This window comes from Cupriavidus phytohabitans (genome assembly GCF_017815025.1).
In the GTDB taxonomy this organism is placed as follows: Bacteria; Pseudomonadota; Gammaproteobacteria; order Burkholderiales; family Burkholderiaceae; genus Cupriavidus.
Window position 1 is genome coordinate 95,384 of sequence record NZ_JAGIQB010000001.1, and the last position, 19,359, is coordinate 114,742.

19 protein-coding genes are annotated in these 19,359 nt (G+C 65.3%); 13 read left to right on the top strand and 6 right to left on the bottom strand.

What is annotated here, in order from left to right; translation table 11 throughout:
* The first annotated feature begins 103 nt into the window (after nt 1–103).
* Both nadA and nadC read left to right on the top strand, forming a co-directional pair.
* The gene (gene nadA / locus J8I34_RS00455; RefSeq protein WP_029045991.1) at nt 104–1,258 is read left to right on the top strand and encodes a quinolinate synthase NadA; all 1,155 of its coding nucleotides are present in this window, start codon (nt 104–106) and stop codon (nt 1,256–1,258) included.
* Nucleotides 1,255–2,118: a carboxylating nicotinate-nucleotide diphosphorylase gene (nadC, locus tag J8I34_RS00460; protein WP_209769420.1), complete on the top strand. Its 864-nt coding sequence runs from the start codon at nt 1,255–1,257 to the stop codon at nt 2,116–2,118. Before nadA ends, nadC begins: the two co-directional genes overlap by 4 nt.
* A gap of 79 nt (nt 2,119–2,197) precedes the next feature.
* Here nadC and nadB read toward each other — a convergent pair whose 3' ends face one another.
* The 4 genes from nadB to radC all read right to left on the bottom strand — a co-directional run bounded on the left by nadB (nt 2,198) and on the right by radC (nt 5,349).
* The gene (gene nadB, locus J8I34_RS00465; protein WP_029045993.1) at nt 2,198–3,790 is read right to left on the bottom strand and encodes an L-aspartate oxidase; all 1,593 of its coding nucleotides are present in this window, start codon (nt 3,788–3,790) and stop codon (nt 2,198–2,200) included.
* A gap of 265 nt (nt 3,791–4,055) precedes the next feature.
* Nucleotides 4,056–4,226 (bottom strand): 50S ribosomal protein L33, encoded by a 171-nt coding sequence (gene rpmG / locus J8I34_RS00470; RefSeq protein WP_010814980.1) that lies wholly within the window; start codon nt 4,224–4,226, stop codon nt 4,056–4,058.
* A 13-nt stretch (nt 4,227–4,239) separates the two neighbouring features.
* Entirely contained in the window at nt 4,240–4,473 is a 234-nt protein-coding gene (gene rpmB, locus J8I34_RS00475; RefSeq protein ID WP_006575661.1) for a 50S ribosomal protein L28, read from the bottom strand.
* 189 nt (nt 4,474–4,662) lie between these two features.
* Nucleotides 4,663–5,349, bottom strand: a complete 687-nt coding sequence (gene radC / locus J8I34_RS00480; protein ID WP_029045994.1) for a RadC family protein — start codon at nt 5,347–5,349, stop codon at nt 4,663–4,665.
* A 112-nt stretch (nt 5,350–5,461) separates the two neighbouring features.
* Between radC and J8I34_RS00485 the strand changes: the two genes are divergently transcribed.
* The 7 genes from J8I34_RS00485 to J8I34_RS00515 all read left to right on the top strand — a co-directional run bounded on the left by J8I34_RS00485 (nt 5,462) and on the right by J8I34_RS00515 (nt 12,602).
* Nucleotides 5,462–5,950: an FKBP-type peptidyl-prolyl cis-trans isomerase gene (locus J8I34_RS00485; RefSeq protein WP_029045996.1), complete on the top strand. Its 489-nt coding sequence runs from the start codon at nt 5,462–5,464 to the stop codon at nt 5,948–5,950.
* 37 nt (nt 5,951–5,987) lie between these two features.
* Entirely contained in the window at nt 5,988–6,953 is a 966-nt protein-coding gene (gene ispH / locus J8I34_RS00490; RefSeq protein WP_209805117.1) for a 4-hydroxy-3-methylbut-2-enyl diphosphate reductase, read from the top strand.
* 586 nt (nt 6,954–7,539) lie between these two features.
* Nucleotides 7,540–8,742, top strand: a complete 1,203-nt coding sequence (locus J8I34_RS00495; protein ID WP_029045998.1) for a branched-chain amino acid ABC transporter substrate-binding protein — start codon at nt 7,540–7,542, stop codon at nt 8,740–8,742.
* Nucleotides 8,743–8,957: 215 nt separating this feature from the next.
* Complete coding sequence (locus J8I34_RS00500; protein ID WP_029045999.1) at nt 8,958–9,893, top strand: branched-chain amino acid ABC transporter permease; 936 nt, start codon at nt 8,958–8,960, stop codon at nt 9,891–9,893.
* A gap of 13 nt (nt 9,894–9,906) precedes the next feature.
* Nucleotides 9,907–11,064, top strand: a complete 1,158-nt coding sequence (locus J8I34_RS00505; protein WP_035877072.1) for an ABC transporter permease subunit — start codon at nt 9,907–9,909, stop codon at nt 11,062–11,064.
* Nucleotides 11,065–11,077: 13 nt separating this feature from the next.
* Complete coding sequence (locus J8I34_RS00510; protein ID WP_029046001.1) at nt 11,078–11,854, top strand: ABC transporter ATP-binding protein; 777 nt, start codon at nt 11,078–11,080, stop codon at nt 11,852–11,854.
* A gap of 31 nt (nt 11,855–11,885) precedes the next feature.
* On the top strand, nt 11,886–12,602 hold the full coding sequence (locus J8I34_RS00515; protein WP_029046002.1) for an ABC transporter ATP-binding protein: 717 nt from the start codon (nt 11,886–11,888) through the stop codon (nt 12,600–12,602).
* Nucleotides 12,603–12,853: 251 nt separating this feature from the next.
* On the opposite strand, the gene J8I34_RS00520 is transcribed toward J8I34_RS00515, so the two are convergent.
* Nucleotides 12,854–14,041 (bottom strand): acetylornithine transaminase, encoded by a 1,188-nt coding sequence (locus J8I34_RS00520; protein WP_029046003.1) that lies wholly within the window; start codon nt 14,039–14,041, stop codon nt 12,854–12,856.
* Nucleotides 14,042–14,330: 289 nt separating this feature from the next.
* Nucleotides 14,331–15,389, bottom strand: a complete 1,059-nt coding sequence (locus tag J8I34_RS00525) for a CDP-6-deoxy-delta-3,4-glucoseen reductase (RefSeq protein WP_209805118.1) — start codon at nt 15,387–15,389, stop codon at nt 14,331–14,333.
* A 9-nt stretch (nt 15,390–15,398) separates the two neighbouring features.
* Between J8I34_RS00525 and J8I34_RS00530 the strand changes: the two genes are divergently transcribed.
* From J8I34_RS00530 to J8I34_RS00545, 4 genes are all read left to right on the top strand, one after another.
* Nucleotides 15,399–16,385: an NAD-dependent epimerase/dehydratase family protein gene (locus J8I34_RS00530; RefSeq protein ID WP_029046005.1), complete on the top strand. Its 987-nt coding sequence runs from the start codon at nt 15,399–15,401 to the stop codon at nt 16,383–16,385.
* 368 nt (nt 16,386–16,753) lie between these two features.
* The gene (locus tag J8I34_RS00535) at nt 16,754–17,689 is read left to right on the top strand and encodes an ABC transporter substrate-binding protein (protein ID WP_035877074.1); all 936 of its coding nucleotides are present in this window, start codon (nt 16,754–16,756) and stop codon (nt 17,687–17,689) included.
* 29 nt (nt 17,690–17,718) lie between these two features.
* On the top strand, nt 17,719–18,582 hold the full coding sequence (locus J8I34_RS00540; RefSeq protein ID WP_209769425.1) for an ABC transporter permease: 864 nt from the start codon (nt 17,719–17,721) through the stop codon (nt 18,580–18,582).
* Nucleotides 18,579–19,358: an ABC transporter ATP-binding protein gene (locus tag J8I34_RS00545; protein ID WP_029046007.1), complete on the top strand. Its 780-nt coding sequence runs from the start codon at nt 18,579–18,581 to the stop codon at nt 19,356–19,358. The genes J8I34_RS00540 and J8I34_RS00545 overlap by 4 nt, the downstream gene beginning before the upstream one ends.
* Nucleotide 19,359: the final 1 nt, after the last annotated feature.

Consider the following 19,359-nt stretch of genomic DNA (forward strand, 5'->3'; position numbering starts at 1 on the left):
TTTGACAAAGCCCCGCCCATGGCGGGGCTTTTGTTTTAGATAAACTCCCCCATGTTCTGGCCGGCCGCACCCTGTTGGCGGAGGTCTAGAGGAGTACCCGGAGATGACCCCACAATCGATCAAGACCGTCGAGTTCGAGAAGCCGAACCTCGCGGATGCCGAAAACGCCACTGGCGGCAGCTGCGTGGCCCATGCCTGGGCCAAGGTGCCGCCGGTGCTGTCGCCCGACGAGCGGCAGTCGCTGAAGGCGCGTATCCGCCGCTTGCTGAAGGAACGCAACGCGGTGCTGGTGGCGCACTATTACGTCGACGCCGACCTGCAGGACCTTGCCGAAGAAACCGGGGGCTGCGTCTCCGACTCCCTCGAAATGGCCCGCTTCGGCCGCGACCACGAGGCCAAGACCCTCGTGGTGGCGGGTGTGCGCTTCATGGGCGAGACCGCCAAGATCCTCAGCCCCGAGAAGACCGTGCTGATGCCGGACCTGGATGCGACCTGTTCGCTCGACCTGGGCTGCCCGGCCGACGAATTCGCCGCCTTCTGCGACGCGCATCCGGATCGCACCGTGGTGGTCTACGCCAACACCAGTGCCGCCGTGAAGGCGCGCGCGGACTGGATGGTGACCTCGAGCATCGGGCTGAAGATCGTCGAGCACCTGCACGCGCAGGGCAAGAAGATCCTGTGGGCACCCGACAAGCACCTGGGCAGCTATATCCAGAAGCAGACCGGCGCCGACATGCTGCTGTGGCAGGGCTCGTGCCTGGTGCACGATGAGTTCAAGGGCATCGAGCTGGACCTGCTGCGCCGTGAATTCCCCAACGCCAAGATCCTGGTGCACCCGGAATCGCCTGAGAATGTGGTAGCGCAGGCCGATGTGGTCGGCTCCACCTCGCAGCTGATCGAGGCGGCGCAGAAGCTGGACGCGACCGAGTTTATTGTCGCCACCGACAACGGCATCCTGCACAAGATGCGCATGGCCGCGCCCGGCAAGCATTTCATCGAAGCGCCGACTGCCGGCAACAGCGCGACCTGCAAGAGTTGCGCGCACTGCCCGTGGATGGCGATGAATGCGCTGACTAACCTGGCCGACGTGCTGGAGACCGGGCGCAATGAGATCCATGTCGACCCGGCCATCGGCGTCAAGGCGGTGACCTGCATCAACCGCATGCTCGATTTTGCCGCGGCGCAGAAGCGCAATGTGCGTCCGTCGTCCGACCTGGCGCAGGAACAGGCGCTGTTCCAGGGGATCGGTCCGGCATGAGCGTGAATCCGATTTTCGACAGCTACGGCGCAGCGCTGCAGGCGGCGCTGCAAGCCAATGTACAGGCCGCCATCGCCGAGGATGTCGGCAGCGGAGACCTGACCGGCCTGCTGGTGCCGGCAGGCAAGCCCGCGCATGCGCGCGTGATCGTGCGCGAAGCGGCGGTGCTGTGCGGACGGCCGTGGTTCGACGCCTGCATGCGCGCGGTCGATCCGGCGCTGGAAGTGCGCTGGCTGCAGGAAGAGGGCGCCCGCATGGCGCCGGATTCCGTGGTGTGCGAGATCACCGGCCCGGCGCGCTCGCTGCTGACCGCGGAACGTCCGTCGCTGAACTTCCTGCAACTGCTGTCCGGCGTGGCCACGGTGACGCGCCGCTATGCCGACCTGATCGCCGGCACCCGCGCGCGCGTGCTGGATACGCGCAAGACGCTGCCAGGCTTGCGCCTGGCGCAGAAGTACGCGGTGCGCGTCGGTGGCGGCGAGAACCAGCGGCTGGCGCTGTACGATGGCATCCTGATCAAGGAAAACCATATCGCCGCGGCCGGCAGCATCACCGCCGCGATGCAGGCGGCGCAGGCGCTCGATACCGATGCGCCGGTGCAGGTCGAAGTGGAGTCGCTGGCGGAACTGGAAGAGGCGCTGGCCGCGGGCGCGAAGTCGGTGCTGATCGACAACTTCACCGTGCCGATGATGCAGGACGCGGTGAAGATCAACCAGGGCAGGGCGCTGCTGGAAGTGTCGGGCGGCGTCAATGCCGAGACCATCCGCACGTTTGCCGAGACCGGCGTGGACCGCATCTCGGTGGGCGCATTGACCAAGGACGTGCGCGCGACGGATTACTCGCTGCGTATCATCCGCTGACGCATCGCCAGCGCGAAGTCAAAAAAAACGGGGTGGAGCCCTCTGGCTCGCACCCCGTTTTTTTATTGCTGGACGGCGCTCAGCGCTTGCGGCCGGCCGAGGGCTGCATCACCGTAGGCAGTGCCTTCGGCAGCGAGTCCGGATAGTCGCGGCTGAAATGCAGCCCGCGGCTTTCATGCCGCGAGTACGCGCTGTCCACGATCAGCGAGGCCACCTCCACCAGGTTGCGCAGTTCCAGCAGGTCGCGCGTGACCCGGAAGTTGGCGTAGTACTCGGCGATTTCCTCGCGCAGCAGGCCGATGCGGTGCTGCGCGCGTTCCAGCCGCTTGCTGGTGCGCACGATGCCGACGTAGTTCCACATCATGCGGCGCAGTTCATCCCAGTTGTGGGACACCACGACTTCCTCGTCGGCATCGGACACGCGGCTCTCGTCCCACGCCGGCAGCGTGATGTTGGGCGCGCCGGCCTTGTCCTTCGAGGCGATGTCTTCCGCCGCGGCGCGGCCGATCACCATGCATTCGAGCAGCGAATTGGAGGCCAGCCGGTTGGCGCCATGCAGGCCGGTGCAGGCAGACTCGCCCACTGCGTACAGGTTGCCGATATCGGTGCGGCCCGCGGTATCGGTGACCACGCCGCCGCAGGTGTAGTGCGCAGCCGGGACGACCGGGATCGGCTCGCGCGTGATGTCGATGCCCAGTTCCAGGCAGCGCGCGTAGATCGTCGGGAAGTGTTCTTTCAGGAAGGCTTCGGGCTGGTGGCTGATGTCCAGGTAGACGCAGTCCAGGCCGCGCTTCTTCATCTCGAAGTCGATCGCGCGCGCGACCACGTCGCGCGGTGCCAGTTCGGCGCGCTCATCGTGTTCGGGCATGAAGCGGGTGCCGTCGGGCAGCTTGAGCAGCCCGCCTTCGCCGCGCACCGCCTCGGAAATCAGGAACGATTTGGCATAGGGGTGGTACAGGCAGGTGGGGTGGAACTGGATGAACTCCATGTTCGACACCCGGCAGCCCGCGCGCCACGCCATCGCGATGCCGTCGCCGGTGGCGGTGTCAGGGTTGGTGGTGTACAGGTAGACCTTGCCAGCGCCGCCCGCGGCCAGCACCGTGTGCGTGGCGGTGAGGGTGTGCACCGCGCCGGTGCTGTCGTCGAGAACGTAAAGGCCATAGCACCGGTTGCCAGGCAGTCCCATCTTGCGCGAGGTGATCAGGTCGATCGCGAAATGGTCTTCCAGGATGGTGATGTTCGGATGCTGCGTGGCCTGCTGCAGCAGCGTGCTGACCACCGCGTGTCCGGTGGCATCGGCCGCGTGGATGATGCGCCGGCGGCTGTGGCCGCCTTCGCGGGTCAGGTGGAAGCCCAGTTCGGCCTGCTCGTCGCGCGTGAACGGCACGCCGCGGTCGATCAGCCACTGGATCGCTTCGCGCCCGTGCTCCACGATAAAGCGGGTTGCCTCTTCGTCGCAGAGTCCTGCGCCGGCAACGAGCGTGTCCTGCGTGTGCTCGTCATGGCTGTCGCCGGAATCAAGCACGGCGGCGATGCCGCCCTGCGCCCAGTCGCTGGCGCCCTGCGTCATGGCGCGCTTGCTGAGGATGACAACCCGGTGGGTGTCGGCCAGTTGCAGCGCGACCGTAAGGCCGGCCAGCCCGCTGCCGACGATGGCGACGTCGAAATTCATGGTGCGGAGAGAGCGCCGGAAGGCGCCGGGCGGATGGGGGAAACGGGAAAGTCTACACCGTGCGCGGCATGCCGTGCAGCGGTGAACCGGCCCGACTGGGCGGTGATCGCGCCGGAAAGTTGCCGTGTGCTTGCTGGTGTGCCGAACGGCGCGCTTCTTGCGGCCTGCGGGGACCAACGTCGCGCCTGCGCCGTCGCGCGGGAAACGAGCGGGCAACAAAAAGCCCCGCAACATGGCGGGGCTTTCTGGCGGGATACCGGATCAATTACTTGATCTTGGTTTCCTTGTAAGCGACGTGCTTGCGAGCGACGGGATCGAACTTCATGATCTCCATCTTTTCCGGCATCGTGCGCTTGTTCTTGGTGGTGGTGTAGAAGTGACCGGTACCTGCGGTCGATTCCAGCTTGATCTTGTCGCGGCCGCCCTTGCTTGCCATGATGTGCTCCTAATTAGACTTCGCCACGTGCGCGCAGATCGGCGAGCACGGAGTCGATGCCTTTCTTGTCGATCAGGCGCAGGCCGGCGTTCGAGACGCGCAGGCTCACCCAGCGGTTTTCGGATTCAACGAAGAAACGACGATTCTGCAGGTTGGGCAGAAAACGGCGCTTGGTCTTGTTGTTTGCGTGGGAAACGTTGTTGCCGACCATCGGCGCTTTCCCGGTCACTTGACAGACGCGTGCCATGAAGCACTCCTAAATCTTATTCGTGGACAATGTTCGCAACAGATCAACAAAAGGCGCGCGGGCCCGGACTGCAGCGGATGGGACTTCAATGAAACGTAAATTATAGACCGGAATCCGCCGGTGAATCAATGCCTTCCCTGCGTTGACGGAATCGGGTGTTGTGTCTCGTCCGGCACTGTGCTGCAGACGTCACAGCCCAGGCAGGCATTCGCAACCGTCGGCCAGCGAACGGATTTCCTGGCCCGCCACGATGAAATGGTCGAGCAGATGCACGTCGATGAGTTCGAGCGTTCGTGCCAGCTCGCGGGTCAGGTGGACGTCGCTTTGGCTCGGCGCGGTCGTGCCGGAGGGATGGTTGTGCGCCACGATCACGCCGGCCGCATTATGCACCAGTGCCTGGCGCGCGACCTCGCGCGGATAGACGGCAGTGCGCGTCAGGGTGCCCCGGAACAGTTCCTCGCTGGCAATCATGCGGTTGCGCGGATCGAGGAACAGGCACAGGAATACTTCATGCGGCAGCGATGCCAGCGTCAGGCGCAGGTAGCTGTGCACCGCCGCGCGCGAGTCGAAACCGGTCGGCAGCCGCAGCGATTCAGCCAGCGCGCGCCGCGCCAGTTCGGGAATCGCCTGCAATTGTGCGTACTTGGCCGCGCCCATGCCCTTGATGCCCGTCAGCGCACCGGGTTCGGACGCGAACAAGGCGGTCAGCGAGCCAAAGCGGTGCATCAGCTCGCGGGCGAGGTCGACGGCACTTTTGCCGGCCGCGCCGACGCGCAGGAAGACAGCCAGCAGTTCGGCGTCGGACAGGGCGGCGGCGCCGCATTCCAGCAGTTTCTCGCGCGGCCGCTCGCAGGCGGGCCAGTTGGCAATGGTCATGGGCGGTCGGGGTTGGACCGCCGCCCCGAGAGCTAGAAGGGGTATACGGCTCCGGCGCGGCGGGCGATGGGCCAGTCGAATACAATACGGGTTGTTCCTCGGTTGATCACCCATGAATTTGCAAACTTTCGCGTCGGAAGCCGACGGCGGCACGGCTGGCCGCAAGACTGTCCTGGCCGACTCTTTCCTGACCCTGCACTACAGCATCTCGCTGGAGAATGGCACCGAGGTCGTCAGCACCTTCGACGACAAGCCCGCCACGCTGCTGCTCGGCCAGGGCCAGCTCGCGCCCACGCTGGAGCAGGCGCTGCTGGGCATGCCGGAAGGCGAGCGCATGACTTACCGGCTCGCGCCGGAGCACGCGTTCGGGCCACGCAATCCCGAATTACTGCAATGGGTGTCGCTGGCAACGCTGCGTGAGAACAGCTCGTTCGAGGAAGACTACAACCCGGGCGACCTGGTCGAGTTCAACGCCCCCGGCGGCGGCAAGTACGCGGGCGTGCTGAAGGAAATCGGCGAGACCGCGGCGCTGTTCGACTTCAATCATCCGCTGGCCGGACAGACCATCCTGTTCGACGTGCAGCTGATCGGCATCCTCTGATTACGCCAACGTGCCGACTCCTGTCCAGATACGCAGCATGCCTGACCTGACCACCGCACCCGACGCCGAAATCCTGATGGCCCAGCCGCGCGGCTTCTGCGCCGGCGTGGATCGCGCCATCGAGATCGTCGAGCGCGCGCTCGCGCGCTTCGGCGCGCCGATCTACGTGCGCCATGAAATCGTACACAACGCCTACGTGGTGGCCGACCTGCGCAGCAAGGGCGCGGTGTTCGTGCGTGAGCTGGACGAGGTGCCTGCCGGCGCCACCGTCATCTTCAGCGCGCATGGCGTGTCGCGCGAAGTGCGCGAGGACGCCGCCGCGCGCGGCCTGCACGTGTTCGACGCAACCTGCCCGCTGGTGACCAAGGTGCATGTCGAAGTCGGCAAGATGCGCGCGGAGGGTTGCGAGATCGTGATGATCGGCCATCGCGGCCACCCCGAGGTCGAAGGCACCATGGGCCAGGCCAACAGCGGCATGGTGCTGGTCGAGACGGTCGACGACGTCGCCACCCTGCAGATCGCGGACCCCGAGCGGCTTGCCTACGTGACCCAGACCACGCTGTCGGTGGATGAAACCCGCGAAATCGTTGCCGCGCTGAAGGCGCGCTATCCGCAGATCCGCGAACCGAAGAAGCAGGATATCTGCTATGCCACGCAGAACCGCCAGGACGCTGTCAAGTTCATGGCGCCGCAGGTCGAGGTGGTGATCGTGGTCGGCAGCCCCAACAGTTCCAATTCCAACCGCCTGCGCGAACTGGCGCAGCGCCTGGGCGTGCCGGCCTACATGGTCGATGCGCCGGAGCAGGTGCGCCCGGAATGGATCGCCGGCAAGCGCCGTATCGGGCTGACCGCCGGGGCCTCGGCGCCCGAGGCGCTGGCGCAGTCGATCGTAGACCGCCTGCGCGCGCTCGGTGCACGCCAGGTGCGGGGGCTGGAGGGCATCGAGGAAAACATGGCGTTTCCCCTGCCGCGGGGGTTGATGCCAACCAGCGTCGCCGCCTGAGCGACCGCGGGCCGGGCCCGCACCGCACTGGTTCATGACAAGAGCGCCGCGCAATGCGGCGCTTTTTTTTCGCGCATGCCCGCGCGGTGACGATTTGCCGGCTTATGACGCGCAATGCACATTATCAGTGCAATGCCAGGATGCATGAATGACTGCGTGCCTGGTGAATCCGACAAAATAGGGGTAATCCCCGTAACTGGGGTTTTCCCTATTATGGTGCGGCGCTACATTCTGCACATTAGAGATCGGTGCCTCGCATTTGAAATGAAATGCCTAATTAATTAAGACCTATTATAGGTGGCGCACCGCGCGCCTGGTCCTGCCGCCGGGGCGGCGCAGGCACGATTCTTGTAAGTATGTGCCGCAGTCCCGCCATGTGAGCGGGAATTGCCCCAATCTGTGCATTGGGGAAATTCCCTAGCTCATTTGAAGGGTAAATCGGTCGAGTTGTTGCGTCGCGTATTGCATCTGCAAAGAAAGGGGATACAATGCGCGCGTTTCAAATTGAAACTAAACAAAGGCGGTCCAGGGAAACGTCCGGGAGGCGTTGCAAATCCCTGTTTTTGTGAATCCTAGGAGATCACTCATGCAAATCACGTTTGCCAAGATTCTGCCGATCGCGGCCGCAGTGGCGCTGGTAGCAGCTTGCGGCAAGAAGGAAGAGAAGCCGGCGGATGCGGCCTCTTCGGCGCCGGCCGCAGCAGCCCCTGCAGCGGGCGGTGGCGAGACCGTCGTCAAGATCGGCCACGCGGCCCCGCTGACCGGCGGTATCGCGCACCTTGGCAAGGACAACGAAAACGGCGCCCGCCTGGCCGTGGAAGAAGTCAACAAGGCCGGCCTTGAAGTCGGTGGCAAGAAGATCAAGCTGGAACTGGTCGGCGAAGACGATGCCGCCGATCCGAAGACCGGCACCTCCGTGGCACAGAAGCTGGTCGACGCCAAGGTCGTCGCCGTGGTCGGCCACCTGAACTCGGGCACGTCGATCCCGGCCTCGAAGATCTACAGCGATGCCGGCATCGTCCAGATCTCGCCCTCGTCCACCAACCCGGACTACACCAAGCAAGGCTTCAAGACCACCTACCGCGTGGTGGCCACCGACGCCCAGCAGGGCCCGGCACTGGCCAATTACGCCGCCAAGACCCTGCACGCCAAGAGCGTGGCGATCGTCGACGACGCCACCGCCTATGGCAAGGGCCTGGCCGACGAGTTCGAGAAGACCGCCAAGGCGGCTGGCGTGAACGTGGTGGCGCGCGAAGCCACCAACGACAAGGCCACCGACTTCAAGGCCATTCTGACCAAGATCAAGGGCAAGAAGCCGGACGTGATCATGTACGGCGGCATGGATGCCACCGGCGGCCCGTTCGCCAAGCAGGCCAAGGAGCTGGGCATCGGCGCCAAGATCGTTGGCGGCGACGGTGTCTGTACCGACAAGGTGGCCGAGCTGGCCGGCGATGCCGTGACCAACATCATCTGCTCCGAGGCCGGCCTGGCCCTGTCGAAGATGGAGCAGGGCGCGGACTTCTCCAAGCGCTACCAGGCACGCTTCAACGCGCCGGTGCAGATCTACGCGCCGTTCACCTATGACGCGGTGATGGTCATCGTCGACGCCATGAAGCGCGCCAACTCGACCGAACCGGCTGCCATCCTGGCCGAAATGCCCAAGACCAACTACAAGGGCGTGATCGGCAACATCGCCTTCGACGAGAAGGGCGACATGAAGGAAGGCACCATCACGCTGTACGAGTACAAGGACAAGAAGAAGTCCGTTCTCGACGTCGTGAAGATGTAATCTGGGCTTACCGGCCCATCCGAACGGCACCGTGAGTATTTTGCGGTGCCGTTCTTTTTAGCCTCGCCTAATGTAGAAGCATCCTTACCCTGGATGGAGCATGGCGGGCGGCTTACCAGCAATCAAACTGCAGCAACGTTACCCATCACCACATCATCGTCCCCCCCCGGCATCCACACCATGCCGTCAGGTAAGGGACTGAAGCAGGAGTTTTCATGGATATCTTTATCCAGCAGATCGTGAACGGTCTGGTGCTCGGCAGCATCTATGCGCTGATCGCACTCGGCTACACCATGGTCTACGGCATTCTGGGGATCATCAACTTCGCCCACGGCGATGTCCTGATGATCGGCGCGCTGACCGCCCTGTCAGCGATTCTTGGTCTGCAGAAGTTTGCCCCCGGCTTGCCCGAATGGCTGACGCTGGTGATCGCGACGCTGATTGCGATGCCGGTCTGCGCAGTGCTGTCTTACTCGATCGAGCGTATCGCTTACCGGCCCTTGCGCAATGCGCCACGGCTGGCCCCGCTGATTACCGCGATCGGCGTGTCCATCATCCTGCAGACGATGGGCATGCTGATCTGGTCGCGCAACCCGCTGACCTTCCCGCAACTGCTGCCGTCGGAACCGATCGACATCGGCACGACCGGCGCTACCATCACCGGCAAGGAAATGGTCATCATCGGCCTGGCCGTGATGGTCATGTCGGGCCTGCTCGCGCTGGTCAACCGCACCAAGCTCGGCCGCGCCATGCGCGCCACCGCCGAGAACCAGAAGGTGGCCGGCCTGATGGGCGTGAACCCCAACTTCGTCATCTCCGCCACCTTCATGATCGGCGCCACGCTGGCGGCGCTGGCCGGCGTGATGATGGCCACCAACTACGGCAACGCCCACTTCTACATGGGCTTTATCCCGGGCCTGAAGGCATTCACCGCCGCGGTGCTGGGTGGCATCGGCAACCTTGCCGGCGCGATGGTCGGCGGCATGCTGCTGGGCCTGATCGAGGCGCTGGGTGCCGGCTATATCGGTGACCTGACCAATGGCGTGTTCGGCTCGAACTACCAGGACGTCTTCGCCTTTATCGTACTGATCACTGTGCTCGTCTTCCGTCCGTCCGGCATCATGGGCGAACGCGTGGCGGACCGCGCCTGAGGAGAGCGAATCCATGAATACCCCGATTCCATCCACGGCCGCCGTCGCGGCGCCGACCAAGGTGCCGACCAAGACCCTGGCCGCACTCATTGGCTTTTTGGTGGTCGCGCTGTGCGCGCCGTTTATCGTCCAGACCCTGGGCGGCAACTACTGGGTCCGCGTGCTGGACTTTGCGCTGCTGTACATCATGCTGGCGCTGGGCCTGAACATCGTGGTGGGCTTTGCCGGCCTGCTTGACCTGGGCTATATCGCGTTCTACGCAGTAGGCGCCTACCTGATGGCGCTGCTCGGCTCGCCGCACCTGGCGAACCAGTTCGAGTGGATCCAGCAACTGTTCCCCACCGGCGTCCACCTGTCGATGTGGTTCGTGCTGCCGCTCGCGATCCTGGTGGCCGCGACCTTTGGCGTGCTGCTGGGAGCGCCAACGCTCAAGCTGCGCGGCGACTACCTTGCCATCGTGACGCTGGGCTTCGGCGAGATCATCCGCATCTTCATGAACAACCTGGACCGTCCGGTCAACATCACCAATGGCCCCAAGGGCATCACGGCGGTGGATCCGGTCCATATCTTCGGCTTCGACTTCTCGAAATCGCACGAGATTTTCGGGATGAAGTTCACGCCGGTGTTCATGTACTACTACCTGCTGGTGTTCCTGGTCATCGTGATCGTGTTCGTGTGCCTGCGGCTGCAGACTTCGCGTATCGGCCGGGCCTTCGTGGCCATCCGTGAGGACGAGATCGCCGCCAAGGCCATGGGCATCAACACCCGCAACATCAAGCTGCTGGCATTTGCCATGGGCGCATCGTTCGGCGGCGCCTCGGGCGCGGTGTTCGGCGCATTCCAGGGCTTCGTGTCGCCGGAATCGTTCACGCTGTGGGAATCGATCTACGTGCTGGCCATCGTGGTGCTCGGCGGCATGGGCCATATCCCGGGCGTGATCCTGGGCGGCATCCTGCTGGTGGGCTTCCAGGAACTGCTGCGCGTGGTGGCCGAGCCGATGCAGACCGGTTTGTTCGGCCATGTGATCGTTGATGCCGAAGTGCTGCGCCAGCTGTTGTTCGGCCTGGCCCTGGTTGGCGTCATGCTGTACCGCCCGGCGGGCATCTGGCCGTCGCCACGCAAGGAAGACCGCCCGGTGGTGCGCCGTGCGGGCAGTGTGGGCCGTTTCTGACCAGGAGGACAACATGAGCAACAACGATTTCCTCCTGTCGGTACAGGGGGTCAACAAGCGTTTCGGCGGCCTGCAGGCGCTGTCGGATGTGGGCCTGCAGATCAAGCCGGGCGAGATCTATGGCCTGATCGGCCCCAACGGCGCCGGCAAGACCACGTTCTTCAATGTGATCACCGGGCTGTACACGCCGGATGCGGGCGAGTTCATGCTGGGCGGCAAGCCCTACCAGCCGACCGCCGTGCATGAAGTGGCCAAGGCCGGCATCGCGCGCACGTTCCAGAACATCCGCCTGTTCGGCGAGATGACCGCGCTCGAGAACGTGATGGTCGGGCGCCATGTGCGCTCCAAGGCCGGCCTGTTCGGCGCGATCTTCCGGCCGCCTGCGGTGCGCCGCGAAGAAGAGGGCATCGAGGACATGGCGCATGACCTGCTCGACTACGTCGGCATCGGCAAGTACGCCAACTTCACCGCGCGTAACCTGTCGTACGGCCACCAGCGCCGGCTGGAAATCGCCCGCGCGCTGGCGACCGAGCCCAAGTTGCTGGCGCTGGACGAGCCGGCTGCGGGCATGAACGCGACCGAGAAGGTCGAGCTGCGTGGCCTGCTCGACAAGATCAAGAACGACGGCAAGACCATCCTGCTGATCGAGCACGACGTAAAGCTGGTGATGGGGCTGTGTAACCGCCTGACCGTGCTGGACTACGGCAAGGTGATTGCCCAGGGCCTGCCGCACGAGGTGCAGAACAACCCCGCGGTGATCGAGGCCTACCTCGGCACCTCGGCGCACTGATGGCGGGAGGAAAGCAATGAAACAGCCAGCAATGAAACAGACAGTACTGAAGATCTCCGGCCTGAAGGTCGCGTACGGCGGCATCCAGGCCGTCAAGGGCATCGACCTGGAAATCGAGGACGGTGAACTGGTCACGCTGATCGGCGCCAACGGCGCCGGCAAGACCACGACCATGAAGGCCATCACCGGCCTGCAGGGTTGGGCCGGCGGCGACGTGGAGTACATGGGCAAGTCGATCAAGGGCGTGCCCAGCTACGCGCTGCTCAAGCAAGGGCTGGCGATGGTGCCGGAAGGCCGCGGCGTGTTCGCGCGCATGACCATCACCGAGAACCTGCAGATGGGCGCCTACACGCGCAGCGACGAGGCCGGCATCAAGGCTGACGTCGACCGCATGTTCGGCATCTTCCCGCGCCTGAAGGAACGCGCCAACCAGCTGGCGGGCACCATGTCCGGCGGCGAGCAGCAGATGCTGGCGATGGCGCGCGCGCTGATGAGCCAGCCCAAGGTGCTGCTGCTGGACGAGCCGTCGATGGGCCTGTCGCCAATCATGGTCGACAAGATCTTCGAGGTCGTGCGCGACATCTCGGCGCAGGGCGTGACCGTGCTGCTGGTCGAGCAGAACGCGCGCCTGGCGTTGCAGGCCGCGCACCGCGGCTACGTGATGGAGTCCGGGCTGATCACCATGAGCGGGGAAGCCAAGCAGATGCTGGACGATCCCAAGGTGCGGGCGGCCTACCTGGGCGAGTAAGCGGCGCGCCGCCGCTCCCATTCCGACAACCCCGCTGCCGCAAGAGGGGTGAGGGAGAGGGCGGGCGCTCGCAGGCGCAAGGCCTTTCCCCTTGCCGCGGGGCCCCGCGCGGGCCGGCCAGGCCGGTGTGCGCGGGTTCTGCGGTGCTGGCCCTCTCCCTCACTCCTCTGCGGCGCTGATCGCTGATCAGGCTGCAAAGCAAAAAGCCTCGCGCAATGCGAGGCTTTTTGCCGTCTGCAGATCCTGAAGGATCAGGCCAGCTTCTTCAGCAGCGTGCGCAGCATGCCGATCATCTGGTCGATCTCTTCGCGCGTGACGTTCAGCGCCGGCATGAAGCGCAGCAGGTTGGCGCGCGGCGCGTTCAGCAGCAGGCCCTGCGGCGCCATGTCGCGCGCTTCTTCCACCAGCTGCGGGCCGATGTCCTTGCCCAGCAGCAGCGCGCGCAGCAGGCCCTCGCCACGTTCGCCCTCCAGGCCGAACTCGCCCGACAGCGCCAGCAGCTGTTCCTTCAGGTATTCGCCCTTGGCCTTGACGTCGTCCAGGAAACCCGGCGCGGTCAGCTGCCCGATCACTGCGCTGCCCACCGCGGTCATCAGCGGATTGCCGTTGTAGGTGCCGCCCTGGTCGCCGGCCTCGAAGCTGGCGACTTCGGCCTTGCACAGCAGCGCCGACAGCGGCACGCCGCCGCCGATGCCCTTGCCCAGCGTCATGATGTCCGGCTCGACGCCGGACAGCTCGTACGCGAACAGCGTGCCGCAGCGGCCGCAGCCGGCCTGCACTTCATCGACGATGAACAGCAGCTTGTGCTTGTCGGCCAGTGCGCGCAGGCCCTGCATGAACTCGCGCGTGGCGGGGATCACGCCGCCTTCGCCCTGCACCGGTTCCAGCATGATGCCGACGGTCTTGTCGGTGATCAGCTTCTCGACCGAGGCCAGGTCGTTCAGCTCGGCCTTGGGGAAGCCCGGCACCTGCGGCGCGAAGATGGTGTCCCAGCCGGCCTTGCCCGACGCGCTCATGGTGGCGAGCGTGCGGCCATGGAAGCTGTGGTCCATGGTGATGATCTCGTAGGCGCCGTTCTTGTGCTTGCGGCCCCATTTGCGCGCCAGCTTGATCGCGCCTTCGTTGGCTTCGGCGCCGCTGTTGGCGAAGAAGACCTTGTCGAAGCAGCTGTGGTCGGTCAGCTGTTTGGCCAGGCGCAGCATCGGCTCGTTGTAGAAGGCCGGGCTCGGGTTGATGATCTTCTTCGATTGCTCGACCAGCGCGTCGATCATGCCCTGGTTGGAGTGGCCCAGGCAGTTGACCGCCCAGCCCTGCACGAAGTCCAGGTATCGCTTGCCGTTGTGATCCGTCAGCCAGGAACCCTTGCCCTCAGTGAAGACGAGCTCGGGCCGGTTGGTGATGTACATCAGGGATTGGACGGGAAACTCAGCAAATGCCATGGCGGACTCCAGGGGTCGGCTTTAAACGATGGACGGACGGGCGAGGGGGCAAGCAAAAAGCAGCAAAAAGCAAAAAGCCACGGGGGTTGCCCGTGGCTCGTTGACCTGAACAGACGCAGTCGACGGTCAGCCGCGTGGCACCCCGGTGGGGAGCGACGTACGGAAGCTGCGGCGTCGGTTGAAGGTCGTATGCATGCGGGCAAATATAAGGCGCATGTGCCCGGGTGTCAAAACGAATTTTGGCGGACCCGGGCATTGTTGCGCTGACGGAACGGCGTGCCGGCCGCGGTCAGGCTGCCGGCGTGGCCGGGTGCATGTCGGCCTCGGAGGTGAACGAGTCGGCGAAGAAGGCGTCCTCGTGCAGCTTGCACTGGCGCGTGAAGTCGCCGCGCGCGGCGTTGATCATCACCGGCGCGCCGCAGGCGTAGACCTCGTGGCCTGACATGTCGGGATGGTCGGCGATCACGGCCTGGTGGACGAAACCGGTACGGCCCTGCCAGTTGTCTTCCGGCAGCGCGTCGGACACCACCGGCACGTACCTGAAGTTGGACAGGTCGCGCGCCCATTGCTCGGCGAGCGCGTGCATGTACAAATCCTTGGGCCGGCGGCCGCCCCAGTACAGCGTCATCGGGCGCGTGATGCCAGTGTAGGCGGCATGCTCGACGATGGCCTTGATCGGCGCGAAGCCGGTGCCGGAAGCCAGCAGGATGATCGGGGCATTCGATTCCTCGCGCAGGAAGAAGCTGCCCAGCGGGCCTTCGAAGCGCAGGATATCGCGTTCCTTCATCGCCGGGGCGCCTTCCTTGGCGCCGAACACGTAGTCGGTGAAGGCGCCGCCCGGCATATGGCGGATATGCAGTTCGATCGGGCCGTCCTCGTGCGGCGGCGTGGCGATCGAATAGCTGCGGCGCTTGCCGTCGCGCAGCAGGAATTCCACGTACTGGCCGGCCAGGTACTGCATCCGTTCGGTCGCGGGCAGTTGCAGCTTGATGGCGATCACGTCGTCGGCCAGGCGCTCCAGCGAGGTCACGCGGCACGGCACCTTCTTGATCGGGATATCGCCGGCGCCGTGGACTTCGCGGCATTCAATGGTAATGTCGGACGACGCGTTGGCGCAGCAGAACAGCGCGCGGCCCTCGGTTTTTTCCTGCGCGGTCAGCGCGGCCGGGGCGTGGTCGCCCTGCACGATGGTGCCTTCCAGCACGCGGCCCTTGCACGAGCCGCAGGCGCCGTTCTTGCAGCCGTAGGGCAGGCCGATGCTGTGGCGCAGGGCCGCGCCGAGGATGGTTTCGTCCGAGGCCACTTCGAACTTGTGGCCACTGGGCATGACGGTTACTTGATAAGCCATAATCGGTCTATGAGCCAAATTCAGTCGATGCTGCAGCCCTCGCGCCTCCCGGTCCTGCCGAAGCCCAGCCGCAGGCTTGGTCGTCCGCGCCTGTTGATCGTCGGGTGCGGGGATGTGGGGACGCGCTGCCTGCGAATCCTGTCGTCGCGCATGCGCGTGTTCGCCGTCACGTCGCAGCCGGCGCGCCGCGCCGAACTGCACGCCGCCGGTGCGGTGCCGCTGGTGGCCGACCTTGACCGGCCAGCAACGCTGGCGCGGCTGCGGGGGCTGGCCACGCAGGTGCTGGACCTGGCGCCGCCGCCCGGTCAGGGCGAGGGCGATCCGCGTACGCGTGCCTTGCTCGCCGCCTTGCGCCGCAAGGCCTGGCGGCAGGGCGGCACGTTTAGCGGCGAGCCCGCCATTCTACCCGACCGGGGCCTTCGCCGCCCTGCGTTTGTCTACGCCAGCACCTCGGGCGTCTACGGCGACCGTCAGGGCGCGCGGGTGTCGGAATTCCATGCCGTGCGCCCGCAGACGGCGCGCGCGCGCCGCCGCGTGGCCGCCGAGGGCGCCGTGCGCGCCTTTGGCCGCGCTGCCGGCTGGCGCACCAGCATCGTGCGCATCCCGGGCATCTATGCCGCCGAGCGGCTGCCGGTGGCCCGGCTCAAGCGCGGCACGCCCGCGCTGGTGCCGCAGGACGATGTCTACACCAGCCATATCCATGCCGACGACCTCGCCCGCATCATGGTTGCCGCGCTGTTCCGCGGCCGCCCGCAGCGGGTGGTCCATGCCAGCGATGATACCGAGCTGCGCATGGCCGACTACTTCGACCTGGTGGCCGACCGCCGCGGCCTGCCACGCCCGCCGCGCATCACGCGGGGACAGGCGCGCGAAGTGATCGAGCCGACGCTGCTGAGCTTCATGAGCGAATCGCGCCGGCTCGACAACCGCCGCCTGAAGCGCGAGCTGCGGCTGCGGCTGCGCTTTCCCACGGTCGCCTCCTTCTTCGACGCCTGACCGCGCCTGCGGTCGCATCCCGTGCCCATGGCACGGGGTTTGCTCATCCTGCCGTCACGTCAATCCTGTCTATACAGCAACACTTCCAGTGCGCCAACGCGGTGCTTCCGGCACCCGAGGCAAGCCGAGGCACGGTTGTAGTCGTTGATACATCCGCTCTGTATCGCCGATTCCTGCGGTGATGTGACGTCCAGTCCCTCGGTGGAAGCCCTACATTGACTTGTATATACAGGCATTGTTTAATGCCCGAAAGCGAGCGCGCCACAAGCATGGCCTGCCGTCGACGGACACACCAAAGGAGCGTATCGATGAGGATGGAAAGCCGCATGCAAGGCAGGATTCAAGGCAGGGTTCGTGGCCGCAAGGCAATGCAGGCCGCGCTATTTGCCGCGGCAGTCACCATGGCCGGCACCGGCCACGCGCAGACCACCAAGGTCACGCTCGGCATGAGCGGCTGGACCGGCTTCGCGCCGCTGACGCTGGCCGACAAGGCCGGCATCTTCAAGAAGAACGGCGTCGAGGTCGACATCAAGATGATCCCGCAGAAGGATCGCCACCTGGCGCTGGCCGCCGGTGCGATCCAGTGCGCGGCCACGACCGTCGAGACCCATGTGGCCTGGAACGCCAACGGCGTGCCGATCACCCAGATCGTGCAGCTCGACAAGTCCTACGGCGCCGACGGCCTGGCCGTGCGCGGCGACGTCAAGAGCTTTGCCGACCTGAAGGGCAAGACCATCGGCGTCGATGCGCCGGGCACCGCGCCGTACTTCGGGCTGGCCTGGATGCTGAAGAAGAACGGCATGTCGCTGAAGGACGTCAAGACGACGACGCTGTCGCCGCAGGCAGCGGCGCAGGCCTTCGTGGCCGGCCAGAACGACGGCGCCATGACCTATGAGCCGTACCTGTCCACCGTCCGACAGAACCCGGACAAGGGCAAGATCCTGGCGACCACGCTCGACTACCCCATGGTGACCGACACGCTGGGCTGCGCGCCCAAGTGGCTCAAGGAGAACCCCAAGGCGGCGCAAGCGCTGGTCGACAGCTACTTCGAGGCGCTGGAAATGATCAAGAAGGAGCCGGCGAAGGCCAACGAGATCATGGGCGCCGCGGTCAAGCAGTCCGGCGAGCAGTTCGCCAAGTCGGCCGCCTACCTGCGCTGGCAGGACCGCGAGGCCAACAAGAAGTTCTTTGCCGGCGAGCTCGCCAGCTTCAGCAAGGAAGCGGCGGGCGTGCTGATGGACATCGGCGTGATCCGCCAGGTGCCCGACGTGACGGCGTTGTATGACGCGCGTTTCCTCAAGTAAGCAACGCAGTCGCAAGGAGGCGTGACGTCATGACGCAAGCCCGAATCGGTTCCCACGCGCCCGCGGCGGCGGTGCCCGTCCAAACGGCGGCACCGGCGCGCCGGCGCCATCCCTGGCTGGCCCCGCTGGTGCCGGTGCAGCCCAACACGCGCTGGATGCTGGGCCTGTCTTTCTTCGTGCTGTTCTTCGGCGTGTGGGCCGCGGTGACGCTGGGCGGCTTCGTGCCGCGCACGTTCCTGGCCGATCCGCTGACAATGGCCAAGGAGGGCCTGGTCCTCTTCACCGAACACAACTTCATCGGCGACATCGGCATGACGGTGTGGCGCGTGGTCGGCGGCTTCGTGCTTGCGGCGGTGCTGGCGGTGCCGCTCGGCATTTTCATGGGCGCGTACAAGGCGGCCGAGGCGTTCTTCGAGCCCTTCGTGTCGTTCTGCCGCTACCTGCCCGCGTCGGCCTTTATCCCGCTGCTGATCCTGTGGGCCGGCATCGGCGAGACCCAGAAGCTGCTGGTGATCTTCATCGGCTCGTTCTTCCAGATCGTGCTGATGGTGGCGGTGGCGGTCGGCGGCGCGCGCAAGGACCTGGTCGAGGCAGCCTACACGCTGGGCGCGAACAGCGCAGGCATCGTGCGCCGCGTGCTGATCCCGGGCGCCGCGCCGGAAATCGCCGAGATCCTGCGGCTGGTGCTGGGCTGGGCCTGGACCTATGTGATCGTGGCCGAGCTGATCGGCTCGTCGTCGGGCATCGGGCACATGATCACCGACAGCCAGGCGCTGCTCAATACCGGGCAGATCATCTTCGGCATCATCGTGATCGGCTGCATTGGCCTGGTCTCAGACCTTGTCTTCAAGCGCGCCAACCAGCGCCTGTTCCCGTGGAGTTCGATCCAATGAGCGCACTGTCCATCCAGCAGGTCTCGCGTACCTTCTCCAACCCGCGCGGCGGGCAGACGCTGGCGCTGCAGCCGGTCGATTTCGAAGTGCGCGACAACGACTTCGTCACCATCCTGGGCCCGTCGGGCTGCGGCAAGTCCACGCTGCTGCGCATCGTGGCCGGGCTCGACACGCCTTCCACCGGCCGCGTGCTGCTCGACGGCCAGCCGGTCACCGATCCGGGCGCCGACCGCGGCATGGTGTTCCAGTCGTACACGCTGTTCCCATGGCTGACGATCGAGCAGAATGTGCGCTTCGGCCTGCGCGAGCGCGGCATGAGCGCGGCGGAGCAGAAGGAGCGCAGCGACTTCTTTATCCAGCGCGTGGGGCTGCGCGGCTTCGAGCACCATTACCCGAAGCAGCTGTCGGGCGGCATGCAGCAGCGCACCGCGATCGCGCGGGCGCTGGCCAACGATCCCAAGATCCTGCTGCTCGACGAACCCTTTGGCGCGCTCGACAACCAGACCCGCGTGCTGATGCAGGAGTTGTTGCTCGGCATATGGGAAGCGTCGCGCAAGACGGTATTATTCGTGACCCACGATATCGACGAGGCCATTTTCATGGCCAACCGGGTGGCGGTGTTTTCCGCCAGGCCGGGTCGGATCAAGAGCGATATCGCGGTCGATTTCCCGCATCCGCGCCATTACACCATCAAGACCTCTCCGGAGTTTTCCGCGCTCAAGGCGCGGCTGACCGAGGAAATCCGCGCCGAGGCCATTGCCGCGGCCGAGCACTGAA